Source organism: Micromonospora citrea, assembly GCF_900090315.1.
GTDB lineage: Bacteria > Actinomycetota > Actinomycetes > Mycobacteriales > Micromonosporaceae > Micromonospora > Micromonospora citrea.
Genome location: NZ_FMHZ01000002.1, coordinates 2,751,688 through 2,764,372, shown reverse-complemented (window position 1 = coordinate 2,764,372; position 12,685 = coordinate 2,751,688). Strand labels below are relative to the sequence as shown.

Annotated in this window: 16 protein-coding genes; 12 read left to right on the top strand and 4 right to left on the bottom strand. The window is 74.2% G+C overall.

Annotated elements, in window-relative coordinates; all coding sequences use genetic code 11:
* Positions 1-124: 124 nt before the first annotated feature.
* Positions 125-487, bottom strand: a complete 363-nt coding sequence (trxA, locus tag GA0070606_RS12570) for a thioredoxin (protein WP_091098340.1) — start codon at positions 485-487, stop codon at positions 125-127.
* 549 nt (positions 488-1,036) lie between these two features.
* Here trxA and GA0070606_RS12565 point away from each other — a divergent pair.
* The 11 genes from GA0070606_RS12565 (at position 1,037) to GA0070606_RS12520 (ending at position 9,669) form a co-directional block, all read left to right on the top strand.
* Positions 1,037-1,552 (top strand): MaoC family dehydratase, encoded by a 516-nt coding sequence (locus GA0070606_RS12565; RefSeq protein WP_091098336.1) that lies wholly within the window; start codon positions 1,037-1,039, stop codon positions 1,550-1,552.
* Between the two features lie 83 nt (positions 1,553-1,635).
* Positions 1,636-2,139, top strand: coding sequence for a hypothetical protein (locus tag GA0070606_RS12560; protein ID WP_091107658.1), 504 nt, complete (start codon positions 1,636-1,638; stop codon positions 2,137-2,139).
* A 55-nt stretch (positions 2,140-2,194) separates the two neighbouring features.
* Positions 2,195-2,818 carry a TrmH family RNA methyltransferase gene (locus tag GA0070606_RS12555; protein WP_091098332.1) on the top strand — a complete coding sequence of 208 codons (624 nt, stop codon included), beginning with the start codon at positions 2,195-2,197 and terminating at the stop codon, positions 2,816-2,818.
* Between the two features lie 141 nt (positions 2,819-2,959).
* Positions 2,960-3,661, top strand: a complete 702-nt coding sequence (locus tag GA0070606_RS12550) for a DUF6758 family protein (RefSeq protein WP_342672166.1) — start codon at positions 2,960-2,962, stop codon at positions 3,659-3,661.
* Between the two features lie 151 nt (positions 3,662-3,812).
* The gene (locus tag GA0070606_RS32480; RefSeq protein ID WP_007455302.1) at positions 3,813-3,971 is read left to right on the top strand and encodes a hypothetical protein; all 159 of its coding nucleotides are present in this window, start codon (positions 3,813-3,815) and stop codon (positions 3,969-3,971) included.
* A gap of 6 nt (positions 3,972-3,977) precedes the next feature.
* Entirely contained in the window at positions 3,978-4,853 is an 876-nt protein-coding gene (locus GA0070606_RS12545) for a PH domain-containing protein (RefSeq protein ID WP_091098328.1), read from the top strand.
* A gap of 102 nt (positions 4,854-4,955) precedes the next feature.
* Positions 4,956-5,861 carry a SigE family RNA polymerase sigma factor gene (locus tag GA0070606_RS33695; RefSeq protein ID WP_091098325.1) on the top strand — a complete coding sequence of 302 codons (906 nt, stop codon included), beginning with the start codon at positions 4,956-4,958 and terminating at the stop codon, positions 5,859-5,861.
* 56 nt (positions 5,862-5,917) lie between these two features.
* Positions 5,918-7,132, top strand: coding sequence for a hypothetical protein (locus GA0070606_RS12535; protein ID WP_141721657.1), 1,215 nt, complete (start codon positions 5,918-5,920; stop codon positions 7,130-7,132).
* Positions 7,133-7,166: 34 nt separating this feature from the next.
* A complete protein-coding gene (locus GA0070606_RS12530; RefSeq protein ID WP_091098318.1) occupies positions 7,167-8,033 on the top strand; it encodes a PHP domain-containing protein in 867 nt (288 codons plus the stop codon).
* A 40-nt stretch (positions 8,034-8,073) separates the two neighbouring features.
* Positions 8,074-8,688 (top strand): MarC family protein, encoded by a 615-nt coding sequence (locus GA0070606_RS12525; protein ID WP_091098313.1) that lies wholly within the window; start codon positions 8,074-8,076, stop codon positions 8,686-8,688.
* Between the two features lie 138 nt (positions 8,689-8,826).
* On the top strand, positions 8,827-9,669 hold the full coding sequence (locus tag GA0070606_RS12520) for a RecB family exonuclease (protein ID WP_091098310.1): 843 nt from the start codon (positions 8,827-8,829) through the stop codon (positions 9,667-9,669).
* Between the two features lie 107 nt (positions 9,670-9,776).
* On the opposite strand, the gene GA0070606_RS12515 is transcribed toward GA0070606_RS12520, so the two are convergent.
* Together GA0070606_RS12515 and GA0070606_RS12510 are read right to left on the bottom strand one after the other, a co-directional pair.
* Positions 9,777-10,634 carry an oxygenase MpaB family protein gene (locus GA0070606_RS12515; RefSeq protein WP_091098306.1) on the bottom strand — a complete coding sequence of 286 codons (858 nt, stop codon included), beginning with the start codon at positions 10,632-10,634 and terminating at the stop codon, positions 9,777-9,779.
* A gap of 338 nt (positions 10,635-10,972) precedes the next feature.
* A complete protein-coding gene (locus GA0070606_RS12510) occupies positions 10,973-11,401 on the bottom strand; it encodes a Fur family transcriptional regulator (protein WP_091107654.1) in 429 nt (142 codons plus the stop codon).
* A gap of 196 nt (positions 11,402-11,597) precedes the next feature.
* Between GA0070606_RS12510 and GA0070606_RS12505 the strand changes: the two genes are divergently transcribed.
* Positions 11,598-12,080, top strand: coding sequence for a DUF2231 domain-containing protein (locus GA0070606_RS12505; protein WP_091098302.1), 483 nt, complete (start codon positions 11,598-11,600; stop codon positions 12,078-12,080).
* Between the two features lie 147 nt (positions 12,081-12,227).
* Here the strand turns inward: GA0070606_RS12505 and GA0070606_RS12500 are convergent, their stop codons facing one another.
* Positions 12,228-12,620 (bottom strand): hypothetical protein, encoded by a 393-nt coding sequence (locus GA0070606_RS12500; protein ID WP_245724663.1) that lies wholly within the window; start codon positions 12,618-12,620, stop codon positions 12,228-12,230.
* Positions 12,621-12,685: the final 65 nt, after the last annotated feature.

Here is a 12,685-nt window from a genome sequence, read left to right as displayed (position 1 = left end):
GGGTGGCGGGGATCGGCCCGGCCCGCGGACCCGGTCGGACCAGCCGGACGCGAGGACTGCCGGGCCCGCCCGCCGGACGCGACGACGGCCGGGCCCGTGGGCCCGGCCGTCGTGGAGGCTCGGCTCAGTGCTGGTGACCGGCCAGCTTCTGGCGGACGTCGTCCATGTCGAGGGCCTGGACCTGCTCGATCAGGTTCTCCAGGGCGGACTCGGGGAGGGCGCCCGGCTGGGCGAAGACGATGACGCCGTCGCGGATCGCCATGATGGTCGGGATGGAGCGGATGTCGAACTTGGCACCCAGCTCCTGCTGCGCCTCGGTGTCGACCTTGCCGAAGACGATGTCGGGGTGCTTCTCCGAGGAGCGCTCGTAGACCGGGGCGAACCGCTTGCACGGGCCACACCACTCGGCCCAGAAGTCGACGAGCACGATGCCGTCGCTGCCGGCGACCTCGTCGAAGTTTGCCGTGGTCAGCTCTACGGTTGCCATGAAAGTCTCCGATCGGCGCGGAATAGCTACGTCTGGTGGAACCAGGGCGTACCTCGTGGAATTCCCGGCATCCGACCACCGAAACGCGCGCCGACGGGCGGCCGGCCGCATCGCCATCGCATCGACGGGTGCGACTGTGTTGCGCCGGTGCGGGACGCAAGTGCAGGACGCATTTGCGTGACAAGCCGTGATGGGAGCGCTTCCAGGAAGATCGACACGACGGGTTGGCGCAAATGAGCAATCTGGCGCTTGACAAGCAGCTATCTGGTGTGCGGAGATCGCCGAAGGCTTCTGTCGAAGCTACGGAGAGTAGTGTTACAAAAAGATAAATGTGACCTCTGTCTCTGTTCCCTCCGCGTTGCCGTACGGCAGAATCTTCCCCATCAGAGCGTGGGCGGCGGGTGCCGGGGAGGGCCCCGCCGCTCATTGCGTCTCCCCCCGGGAGCGCCGGTGTGACATTTCCGCACGGCCCGCGCCCCACCCGCTGCCTTAACACTCGATAAGGCATGCTGTGCCGAACTCCATCGCCGCCCGTCGAAGGGGACAAGGATGCAGTTCGGCCGCTACTACGAGGAGTTCGAGGTCGGCGCGGTCTACCGGCACTGGCCCGGCAAGACGGTCACCGAGTACGACGACCACCTCTTCTGCCTGCTCACCATGAACCACCACCCGCTGCACATGGACGCGCACTACGCCGAGTCGGCGAGCCAGTTCAAGCGCAACGTCGTGGTCGGCAACTACATCTACTCGCTGCTGCTGGGCATGTCGGTGCCCGACGTCAGCGGCAAGGCGATCGCGAACCTGGAGGTCGAGTCGCTGCGGCACGTGGCGCCGACCTTCCACGGCGACACGATCTACGGCGAGACCACCGTGCTGGACAAGCGGGAGTCGTCCTCCAAGCCCGACCGGGGCGTCGTCTCGGTGGAGACCCGGGGCTACAACCAGGACGGCACCATGGTCTGCGTCTTCCGCCGCCGGGTGATGGTCCCCAAGAAGGAGTACGCGGCCACGACCGTGCCCGAGGGTGTGGACCCGGAGCGGCCGAGCTTCCCCGAGCCGCGCTGACGCGACGGCCCCTTCCTGCCCGGGTTCCGGGCGGAAGGGGCTCTTTCTCCCTTCCGGGGCATATGCTGGCGCCGGAGGTCCCCATGAGCCACTCCGTCGCCGGAGAGCCGCCCTCTGCCGGCCGCCGCGCCGCACCGTCGACCACCGCCGTCTACTCCGCCGCCGAGTGGGATCTGCTGACCGGCCTGCCCGGCCGGGTGCTCGTCGCCGCCGCCGCGCCCGGCCCCGGCCGGCCCCGCCGGACGGTCGCCGCCGGGCTCGCCGGCCTGGACGCGGTCGCCGCCGGTCGCGCCTTCGACAGCGATCTCGTACGCGCGGTGGTCGCCGCCATCTACGCCCGGCACGACGGCGCGTCCCCGCCCGTCGACCGGCTCACCGACGTGGTGGACCTGCTCGCCGCCTGCCGGGCCGCGACCCGGGTGCTGCGGCGGGCCGATCCCGCCGACTCGGCGGCGTACCGGCAGTGGGTGCAGTCGGTCGCGGCCCGGGTCTGCCGGGCGGCGACGGCCGGCGCCGAGGGGCTGCCGCCGGCTCCCGCCGACCGCCGTTTCCTCGACCGGCTGGGCGGCGCCCTGGGGCTGGGCTGACGCGGGCCGGGGTCGCGGCCCGGGGCGGTGCCCGTGGGCCGTACCCTGCCTGACCGTGACCGGAGACCAGCTCGACGTCGGTGTGGGACCGTGGCCGGGGAACCCGCCGGACGACCCGCGCTACGACCCCGAGCTGCTCGCCGAGGGCGACCGGCGCAACGTCGTCGACCGCTACCGCTACTGGCGGCGCGAGGCCGTGGTGGCCGACCTGGACCGGCGTCGGCACGACTTCCACGTGGCGATCGAGAACTGGCAGCACGACTTCAACATCGGCACGGTCGTCCGCAACGCGAACGCCTTCCTCGCCGCCGAGGTGCACATCGTCGGCCGCCGCCGGTGGAACCGGCGCGGGGCGATGGTGACCGATCGCTACCAGCACGTCCGGCACCACGAGACGATCGAGGAGTTCGTCGCCTGGGCGGCCGGGCGGGAACTGCCGGTCGTCGGCATCGACAACCTGCCCGGGTCGCGCCCGCTGGAGACGACCACCCTGCCGAGGCGGTGCGCCCTGCTCTTCGGGCAGGAGGGGCCGGGCCTCTCCGACGCGGCGCGCGCCGCCTGCGACCAGCTCTTCTCCATCGCCCAGTACGGCTCGACCCGGTCGATCAACGCCGGCGTGGCCAGCGGCATCGCGATGCACGCCTGGATCCGCGCGCACGCCGGCCCGCCGCCGGCCTGAGGTGCCGGCCCGCTGGTCGCGTGGGCAGCCGTCGCGCCGCCGGCCCGGGCGGCGGGCGTGCCGGCCGGGGGCGAGCGGGCGGTCGGTGGCACCGAAACCGGCGCTCCGCTTGACGGCGCGGCGGTGCGGGGTGACGGTGGGATGGTGAGTGTCGCGGTGAGTTGTCCGAGATGTGGGGGCCCGGTGCGGGCTCCGGACCTGATGCACACCGAGTCGCGCTGCCTGGACTGCGGGCCGGTTCCCCCGCTGCACGTGCCCGAGCACATCGGCGCGGAGATCGTGGCGAGCGTGGTGGACCGCATCATCGCCGCCGCCGACCCGCCGCACCGGCCGTCGGCGCCCCTGTGGTGCCCGTGGCCGCTGCCGCCGGGTTGGACCGTGACCGGGGTCGCGTACGCCGGGGACGACCGGACCGGCGTCCGGGCCACCGCGGTGGCCTGCGCCGGCCCCGCGCCGCTCGGCGAGGGCCCCGCCGACCTGGTCTTCGTGGCGGAGGAGCCGGGCGTCGGCCTGGGCACCCGGTTCGCCGGGATGGTCGGCCCCGATCCCGGCCCGGAGTTGGCCGAGGCGCTCACCGATCCCGGCCCCGGTCACCCGGAGCACGTCGGGCAGGCCAGGATCAAGGTGGCCGGCCATCCGACTCCACTGTGGCTCGTGAACTCGCCGACTGATCGAAGCGCGTACGCCGGCGAGGCTCGGGGTTTGTGGCTCCATGCGATAGCCTGGCCGGCGAGTGCGGGTCACCTGCTCGCGGAAGAAGTCGTGCTGCACGACCTGACCGAGTGGACACCGCCCGAGCTCGTGTACGGCGCACCGTCTCCGTATCTGCACGGGAAGGCGTGACGGGTTCCGGGGCCTGGCAGGGCTCCAGGGCTTGACATCCATCCCGGAATGTCGGAGAACGGACGCAGATATTCACTGTACGACACCACACTGATACTCTGGGTGCCGCTGCGGTAATGGGACCCGGCGCCGCGCGAGAGGATGGCCCGCCATGGTCAAGAAGGTCCTCACCTGGGCCGGAATCGCATTCTTGATCTTCTTCGTCGCCTACCGGCCAAATTCCGCCGCGGACGTCTTCAAGTCCCTGGGCGGCGGCATCATGGACATCGCACAGGGCTTCGGCGACTTCTTCACCAGCCTCGTGGCCTAGCCGCCGATGGGAAGCCCCTCCGGTCCCCCCTTCGACCCCGACGACCCCGACCGGGAGCGCCGGGAGCGAGACACGGAACCGATCCCTCGGCTCGGGCCCGACGACGGGCCGGGCTACGGCACCGGCCCGGGCCTGGGCGACGGCCCCTCCCTTTCGGACGACGCCGGCTACGGCGACGGCCCGGCCTACGCGGGGGAGGGGCGGTCCGGTCGGGCCTGGATCCGCGATCCCGAGGCCGGCTACCAGCCGCCCCAGATCTCGGAGGACGAGCTGGCCGGCCTGCGGGCCGACGCCGCCGGCATGACCCCGCGCCGGGTCCTGCCGTTGGAGGACGAGCCCAGCTCGCTGGTCGCGCGCTACCTCTTCCCCACCGAGCGCTACCGGGGCGAGTGGAAGCGGCACTGGATCCACCTCTCCACGCCGCTGCTGGTCGGCATCGCCGCGACGTTCGTGCTCGGCTACCTCTCCGGCTTCCTCGCCGGGCAGGACGTGGGGGCGCTCACCACGATCGCCGTGCTGCTCTGGTTCGCGGTGATGGGCTGGGTGGCGTGGAAGGTCGCCGACTGGTGGTACGACCGCTTCATCCTGACCAACAAGCGGGTGATGGTGGTCAACGGCATCATCACCCGGCAGGTCGCGATGATGCCGCTGGTCCGGGTCACCGACATGAAGTACGAGCAGACCCCGACGGGCCGGGCGCTCAACTACGGCACCTTCGTGCTCGAGTCCGCCGGCCAGGAGCAGGCGCTCCGCGAGATCAAGAACCTGCCCAACCCCAACGAGCTCTACCTGCGCGTCGTCGAGGAGATGTACGAGCCGCAGGCGGTCGAGGCGCGGCTGGGCAAGGAGGCCGACGAGGCCAAGGCCGACGACGGGGCGTGAAACTTTTCGTCCGAACATCGGAGGAACTGCGCACCATTCGCCGTCGACCCGGGCGCCCCGGCCGTGGCAACCTGCCAGGGAAACGGGGCGCGGAGGTGGCTGATGGCGGGCAGGGATCCCTTGGAGGAGGAGTTCCGCGACTTCGTCGCGGCCCGCTCCGGTGCCCTGCTGCGCACCGCGTACCTGCTCAGTGGGGACTGGGCGACCGCGGAGGACCTGCTGCAGACCGCGTTGACCAAGACCTACCTGGCCTGGAAGCGGCTCGGCGGGATCGAGGCGATCGAGCCGTACGCCCGCCGGGTCATGGTCAACACCTCGACGAGCTGGTGGCGTCGGCGGTGGCACGGTGAACGTCCCACCGAGACGCTGCCGGAACGTGCCGCGGTCGACGAGATCGAGCAGCAGCTCGACCGTGACCTGCTCTGGCGCCACCTGAGCGCGCTGCCGACCCGGCAGCGGGCGGTGCTCGTGCTGCGCTACTACGAGGACATGTCCGAGTCGCAGACCGCCGCCCTGCTCGGCATCTCGCCGGGCACGGTCAAGAGCCAGACCTCCCGCGCCCTGGGCACCCTGCGCCGACGGATGGGGGCCGAGGCCGCCCTCGACCTGCCGGCCGGGGCTGACCGATCCCCGGCCCGCCCCAGGAGCGCCTCCGCCGGTCGGCCCGCGCCCGCCGATGCCGGTCGGCCCGCGCCCGCGCCCGCCGGTCGGCCCGCGCCCGCGCCCGCCGAGACCGGGCGGCCGCCGGCCTACGCCGCGCCGACGATGGTGGTCGGGGCGGACGCGGCGGCCGTCGTCGCGGCGACCGCCGCGCCGCCGCGCGTCACCGCTCCGGGTGCCGCGCCCGCCGTGCCGGTCGCATCCGGCACCGACCCCACCGCGCAGGGCGTCGGGCCGGCAGCGCAGGACGTCGGGCCGGCTGCGCCGGGCGCCGGGCCGTCCGACCGCGACGAGGAGCTCGACCCGTCCGGCGTACCGGCCGGCAGCGGCGCCGGAGAGCGTCGGTGAGCCACCCGACGGGCCGTGCTGACAACCGGACCGACGGCCCAGGGCGTCCATACGGCGTGACCGAGGACGAGCTGGAGCAGGCGCTGCGGGAGACGTTCGCCCGCCGGGTCGCCGTCGCCCGTCCGCTCGCCGCCGACCCGGCGGGACTGGCGATCCGACGGGCCGACCAGGCCCGGCGCCGGCGCACCCTGGCCGGGGTGGCGATGGCCGCGGTCGTCACCGTGGGGGTCAGCACCGGGATCGCCCAGCTGGGGCAGCAGCCCGGCCGGCCCACGCATCCCACGGTGGTGCTCGGCGACCCGTACGCCTCGCCCCTGCCCGACCCGACCCCGGCGTTGCTGGACGCCCCTCCCGCCGATCTCGGCCGGGGAGAGGTGGACCTGATCCTCGGCACGTCGCTCACCACGGCGGGCGGGCAGCGACTGACGCTGCCCGACGTGGGCCCGGCCGAGCGGGCCCAGCGGCTGCCCGACGGCACGGGCTGGGCCGTGGTGGGCGCACCGACGGCGGCCGGCCGATCGCTGTGGGTGGTGTCCCCCGACGGCGCGGCGCACCTGCTGCTGGCCGGGGCGCGGGACATCGTTCTCAGCCGCGACGGACGCCAGGTCGCCTGGCGGGAGGGTGGCGAACTCGTCGTCGCCGGGATCGTCGGCGCCCAGGTCGTCGCCGCCGCCCGCACGCCGGTGCCGGCCGGCGCGACGCCGGTCGGCTTCGCGGGCGACGCCGTCGTGGTACGGCTCGACGCGGACGAGCCCGGCCACGCCCTGTGGCGCCCCGCCCAGGGTCCGCTGAAGAGCGGGGGCGACCGGGCCAGCGTGCACGTCTACGGCACCCGTCCCGACGGCACCGTGGTCGCGCAGGTGTCCGCCGGTACGCCCCGACGGCCCTGTCTCGCCCTGCTCGACCCGGCCCGGAACCTCGCCCCGGCGCGAACGGGCTGCGGGCCCGTCCTGAGCGGCGACGGGCAGGGCGCGGTCTCGGTCGACGGGCGGTGGCTCCTGGTCAACGGGCGGACGGGCGGCGAGGCCCGGGCGCTGCTGGTCGACCTCGATTGGCTCCGTTCCGCCCCGACGGTCCGGCCGGCCGGACCGCCCGTGCACGGCCCGGTCGCCTGGACGCCGGAGGGCACGGCGCACTACCCCGACGCCCGCGCCGGCCTGGTGCGCGTCGACGTGAGCCGGGCGCTGGCGGGCGAGCAGTCGTCGGGCGCTCCGGTCGCCGGCCTGGTCGACGGTCAGCGGCCGGTGCCGGTCGGCCGCGAGGCCTCCTGACGACCGGCGGGCGGTGGCCGGTAGCGTCAGGGCGGTGAGCGCGCGTCCGCGGATCGACCTGCACACCCACTCCACCGCCAGCGACGGCACGCTCAGCCCCGCCGAGCTGGTACGAGCCGCGGCGGAGTCCGGGCTCGACGTCGTGGCGATCACCGACCACGACACCACCGCCGGCTGGGAGCCCGCCCTGCGGGCGCTGCCGGCCGGGCTCGACCTGGTGCGGGGCGCCGAGATCTCCTGCCGCTGGTACGGCGAGGAGCCGGCGGTGCCGCTGCACCTGCTGGCGTACCTCTTCGACCCGGACGCCCCGGAACTCGTCGCCGAGCTGACCCGGGTGCGGGCCGCGCGGGAGGAGCGGGGAGAACGGATCGTGGCGCTGCTGCGGGCCGACGGGATCGACGTGAGCTGGCCCGAGATCCTCGCCGGGGCGGCCGGCGGGACCGTGGGCCGGCCGCACATCGCCCAGGCGCTGATCCGGGCCGGTCTGGTGGCCACCACCACGGAGGCGTTCGGACCGGACTGGCTGGGTGAGCGCTACCGGCTGCCGAAGGAGGACATCGACGTCTTCCACGCGGTCCGGCTCGTCCGCGCGGCGGGCGGCGTCCCGGTCTTCGCCCACCCCCGGGCCACCCGGCGGGGGCGGATCGTGCCGGACGAGCTGATCGCCGATCTCGCCGCGGTGGGCCTGGCGGGGCTGGAGGCCGACCACGAGGACCACTCCCCGGCCGAGCGGGCGCACGTCCGTGCGCTCGCCGACGAGCTGGGGCTGCTGGTGACCGGCTCGTCGGACTTCCACGGCACGCACAAGACCGTCCGGCTCGGCGCGTTCACCACCGACCCCTCGGCGTACGAGCGGATCCTCGTCGAGTCGAGCGGCGTGACCGGGGTCGCTTCCGGCTGATCCGCGTTTCCGCCTCCGGCGGCGCGGCTACGTTGATCACGTGGACGCAAAGCTGTTCGGTGAGGTCTTCGTGACCCTGCTGGTGATCGTGGACCCCCCGGGCATGATGCCGATCTTCCTGGCCCTGACGGGCCCGCTGCCGGCCCGCGACCGCAACCGCGCGGCCTGGCAGGCCGTCGCCCTGGCGCTCGGCGTGATCGTGGTCTTCGCGGTGGCGGGCCAGACGCTCCTCGACTACCTGCACGTGGACCTGCCGGCCCTCCAGGCCGCCGGTGGGCTGCTGCTCATCCTGGTGGCGCTGGAACTGCTGACCGGCAAGGCCGACGATCCGAGCCAGCAGGTCACCTCGAACATCGCGCTGGTGCCGCTCGGTACGCCGCTGCTGGCGGGACCCGGCGCCATCGTGGCCACCATGCTCTTCGTCCAGCAGGCCGACGGCGCGACGGACTACAGCGCCATCGCCGCCGCGATCGTGGCCGTGATGCTCACCGTCTGGATCGTGCTGCGCTTCTCCGGCGGAATCGTCAAGATCCTGCGGCCCGGCGGCATCGAGGTGCTGACCCGGATCGCCGGTCTGCTGCTGGCGGCGATCGCGGTGCAGCTCATCGCCGACGCGGTGGCCGCCTTCGTGACCCAGTACGCCAACATGGCCTGACCGCCGGCCGAGTTTGTCGGGCCCGGATGGCAGGATCACGGTGTGCGACGAGCCTCTTCAGCCGGACGGTCCCCCGCCACGGGCGGCCGGGCACCCCGCCCCCGGGGCGGCCAGCCCGAGCAGCTCGGCTTCGAGGGCATGCCGGAGCGGCTCTTCGTCTGCACCCCGAGCAAGCTCGGCGCCTACGCGGACTGCCCCCGGCGCTACCGCTACTCCTACGTCGACCGTCCGGCCCCGCCGAAGGGCCCGCCGTGGGCGCACAACTCCCTCGGCGCGAGCGTGCACACCGCCCTGAAGAACTGGTATGCCCTCAGCCCCGACCGGCGCCGTCCGGAGGCGCTCGCCGCGCTGCTGAAGGGCACCTGGGTGCGCGAGGGCTACCGCGACGACGAGCAGGAGCGGGCGGCCTACCGTCGGGCGCTGGGCTGGCTGGAGTCCTACGTCGAGACGCTGGACCCGGGCGCCGACCCGCTCGGCGTGGAGCGGGTGGTGGCGGTCAAGACCGGGGTGCTGGCCTTCAACGGCCGCGCCGACCGGATCGACTCCCGCCCCGGCCCGGAGGGCCCCGAGCTGGTCATCGTCGACTACAAGACGGGCCGCACCGGGCTGGACGCCGACGACGCGCGCGGCTCGCAGGCCCTCGCGCTCTACGCGTACGCGGCGGAGCGGGTGTTCCGCCGGCCCTGCCGCCGGGTGGAGCTGCACCACCTGCCCACCGGCACGGTCGCCGCGCACGAGCACACCGTCGAGTCGCTGGCCCGGCAGCTCTCCCGGGCCGAGGAGACAGCGCGCGACATCATGGCCGCCGAGCGGGCGGTCGCCGACGGCGACGACCCCGACGAGGCCTTCCCGACCACACCGGGCCCCCGCTGCGGCTGGTGCGACTACCGGCGCACCTGCCCCGCCGGGGCACAGGCGCCGGGCAAGGAGCCGTGGGCGGCCGTCGAGCACACCGTCGACCCGGCGCCCGGCCGGGACTGACCGCCGCCGCCTTCCGGCCCGCGCGCTCGCCGACGCGCTGGCCCGCCGGCAGACGCGGGCGACGGCCGACACTCGTGCGGCGGCCCTGGCGGAGGTGGGCGCGGGATTCAGGCGGCAGAGTCGGCGAGGCGGGCCGCCCGTGCCTTCGCGGCCTGCTGCAACGGCCCCTCCCGCCAGCGGCGGGGCACCGCGGCGAGGGTCAGCCGCAGCGCCCGCACGGTCAGGTCGGCCGAGAGCGCGGTGGTGGGCAGGCCGAGCCCGCCGTACATCCGCCGGGCCCAGGCCGGCAGCAGCGCGAACGCGGTGCCGGCGATGCCGAAGTACGCCCAGCGCGCCGGCCCCAGGTTGAGCCCGATCCGGGCGGGCAGGCTGAGCTTCCACGGGATCGGCGGTGCGGTGAGGAACAGCGCCGTCTCGGCCGCCTCGCGGGTGATCCGCAGCTCCGGGCGGACCCGGCGGTAGTAGTCGGCCACCTCGGCGGCGGTGCCGGGAACCGTCTGCGGATCGAGGCCCACCAGGGCGGCGGCTCGCCGCTGCTCGGTGTAGTAGCCGTCGATCTCGTCGGCGCTCAGCGGCAGCCCCGCCCGGCGGGCCGTGTCGAGGAACGACTCGACCTCTGTGACGTGCACCCAGCGCAGCAGGTCGGGATCGTCGACGCGGAACTCCTCCCCGGTGCTCGGGTCGGTGGCCCGCAGCCGGGCGTGTCGCCGTCGTACGCGTAGCCCGGCGGCCTCCGCCTCGGCGGTGGTGCCGTAGATGGTGGTCGCCACGTAGGTTGCGGTGCGCACCAGGCGACCCCACGCGTCGGAGCGGTAGTTGCTGTTCTGGGCGACCCCCGCCATCGCACGAGGGTGCAGCGCCTGGAGGTAGAGCGAACGCAGGCCGGCGACGATCAGGATCGGCTCCTCGTGCACCTTCCACGTGACCGAACCCGGACCGAAGAGACCGAGATCTTCGGAGTCCACCGACCAAGCGTGCCACGCCCCGGAGCGACGCACCCCCGGCAACGGACCGCCGGCCTCTCCGCCGTCCGTCGCTCGGGCCTGTCCGCCGTCGCGGTCCGTCGGTAGTCACGGTTGGTCCGTCGTCGGTCGTCGCGGTCCGTCTGCCGTCGTCGGCGGTCGGTCGTCGGTCGTCGCGGTCCGTCTGCCGTCGTCGGCGGTCCGCCGTCGGTCGTCCCGGCCCGTCCGTCGTCGGCGGTTGGTCCGCCGTCGGTCGTCGCGGGCGGTCAGGAGGCGGTTGGCCGGGGCGTCGCTGCTCTCCGTCGGCCCGCGGGCCGCCGGTCGTCCGACCAGGCGGGCGGTCAGTCGTCGGCGGATCGGCGGGTCTGGCAGGTCGGGCAGAGGCCCCAGAACGTCACTTCCGCCTCGTCGACCTCGAACCCGTGGGCGATGTCCGGGTCCAGGCAGGGCGCGTTGCCGACCGCGCAGTCGATGTCGGCGATCTCGCCGCAGCCCCGGCAGACGACGTGGTGGTGGTTGTCCCCGGCCCGCGCCTCGTAGCGGGCGGGGCTGCCGGCCGGCTCGATCCGGCGGGACAGCCCGGCCCGGGACAGCGCGCCGAGCACGTCGTAGACCGCCTGGGTGGAGACGGAGTCGAGGCGTTCGCGGACCCGCCGGGTGATCTCCTCCACCTCGAGGTGGCCGCCCGCCGCCAGGACGTCGAGTACGGCGAGGCGCGGCCGGGTGACCCGCAGGCCCCTCGACCGGAGCAGTTCCTCCCCACCGGACATGCGCCAATGACAGCACGCGGTGACCAGGCCGACGATCGGCCTCCGGTTCGGGGTGGCCCCGGCCACAGCCCAGCCGGTGGTGTGCAGGGTGAACCGGAGCGGTCCGCGGCGCGTGTAGCCGGTCGACAGGGCCTGGGCGGGCCGACCGGCGCACCGTACGCTGGCAACCCGCGACCGCGTACCGCCGGAGGTGTCGATGTTCAAGGAGATCCTGGGCCTGCCGGCCCACGTGCTGGTCGTGCACGCGGTCGTCGTGTTCGTGCCGTTGCTGGCCCTGCTCGCCAGCGCCTACGTGGCGCTGCCCAGGTTTCGGCCCCGGCTGGACTGGGCGGTGGCGATCCTCGCCGTGGTGGCGCCGCTGACCGCCTTCGTCGCGGTCGAGTCCGGCGAGGAGTTGACCGACGCGTTCGTCGCCCGGGGCATGCAGGGCCCCATCGTGGACCAGATCTTCGAGCACTCCCGCTACGGCGACATCCTGTTCCGGTACGTCCTGCCGCTGGCCGTGGTGTCGCTGCTGCTGCTCGCGGTCACGAGCGGCCATCCGCGGGTACGGAGGCTGCCGTCCTGGATCACGCCGGTGCTGTCGGTCGCCGTGGTCGCGCTAGCCGTCGTCAGCCTCGTCTACGTCTACCTCACCGGTCACTCCGGCGCGGAGACCGTCTGGGGCAACACCCTCTGACCCTCCCTCGTTCCCTCTTTCCCTCCCGACAGCTTCGGCGATCTTGCACTTTCGGCCCCCGGTTCGTCCCTCTTGTGCGGGTGCGACGGGGCAGAAAGTGCAAGATCGCAGGGGAGTGGGGAGGAGAGGGGAGGGCGGGCGGAGGTGTCAGAAGAGGCGGCGGGAGCAGAGGAGGCAGACGAGGAGCACCAGCACGATGCCGGCCACCGCACCGACGCCGTACGTGAGTCGCTGGGCGTGCTGTTCCGCCGTGTCGAGCCCCGCCATGTCCTGCGGGGGCAGCCGCCGGGGCGGCGGGGGGCGCAGGTGCACCGGCGGTCGCCAGCCGGCCGGCGGAGGTGTGGTGGCCGGCGGGCCGGCGTAGCCGCTCCCGGGCGGCGTGCCGGTCGGTGTGCCGGGACGTTCGCCGCCGGGCGGCGTGGTGGCAGGTGTGCCGGGATGTCCGCCGCCGGGTGCCGGCAGGGCCGGACCCCCCTCCGGCGGAGGCTCGGGCCGCCGCCAGTACTCGTCGGGGGCGCTGCCGGAGGTGGGGGTCGTCACGCCGTCCGACGCTACCAACGCGAGGGCCCGACGACCGGCTGGACGCGGCCGCCCCGCCGGCTCGA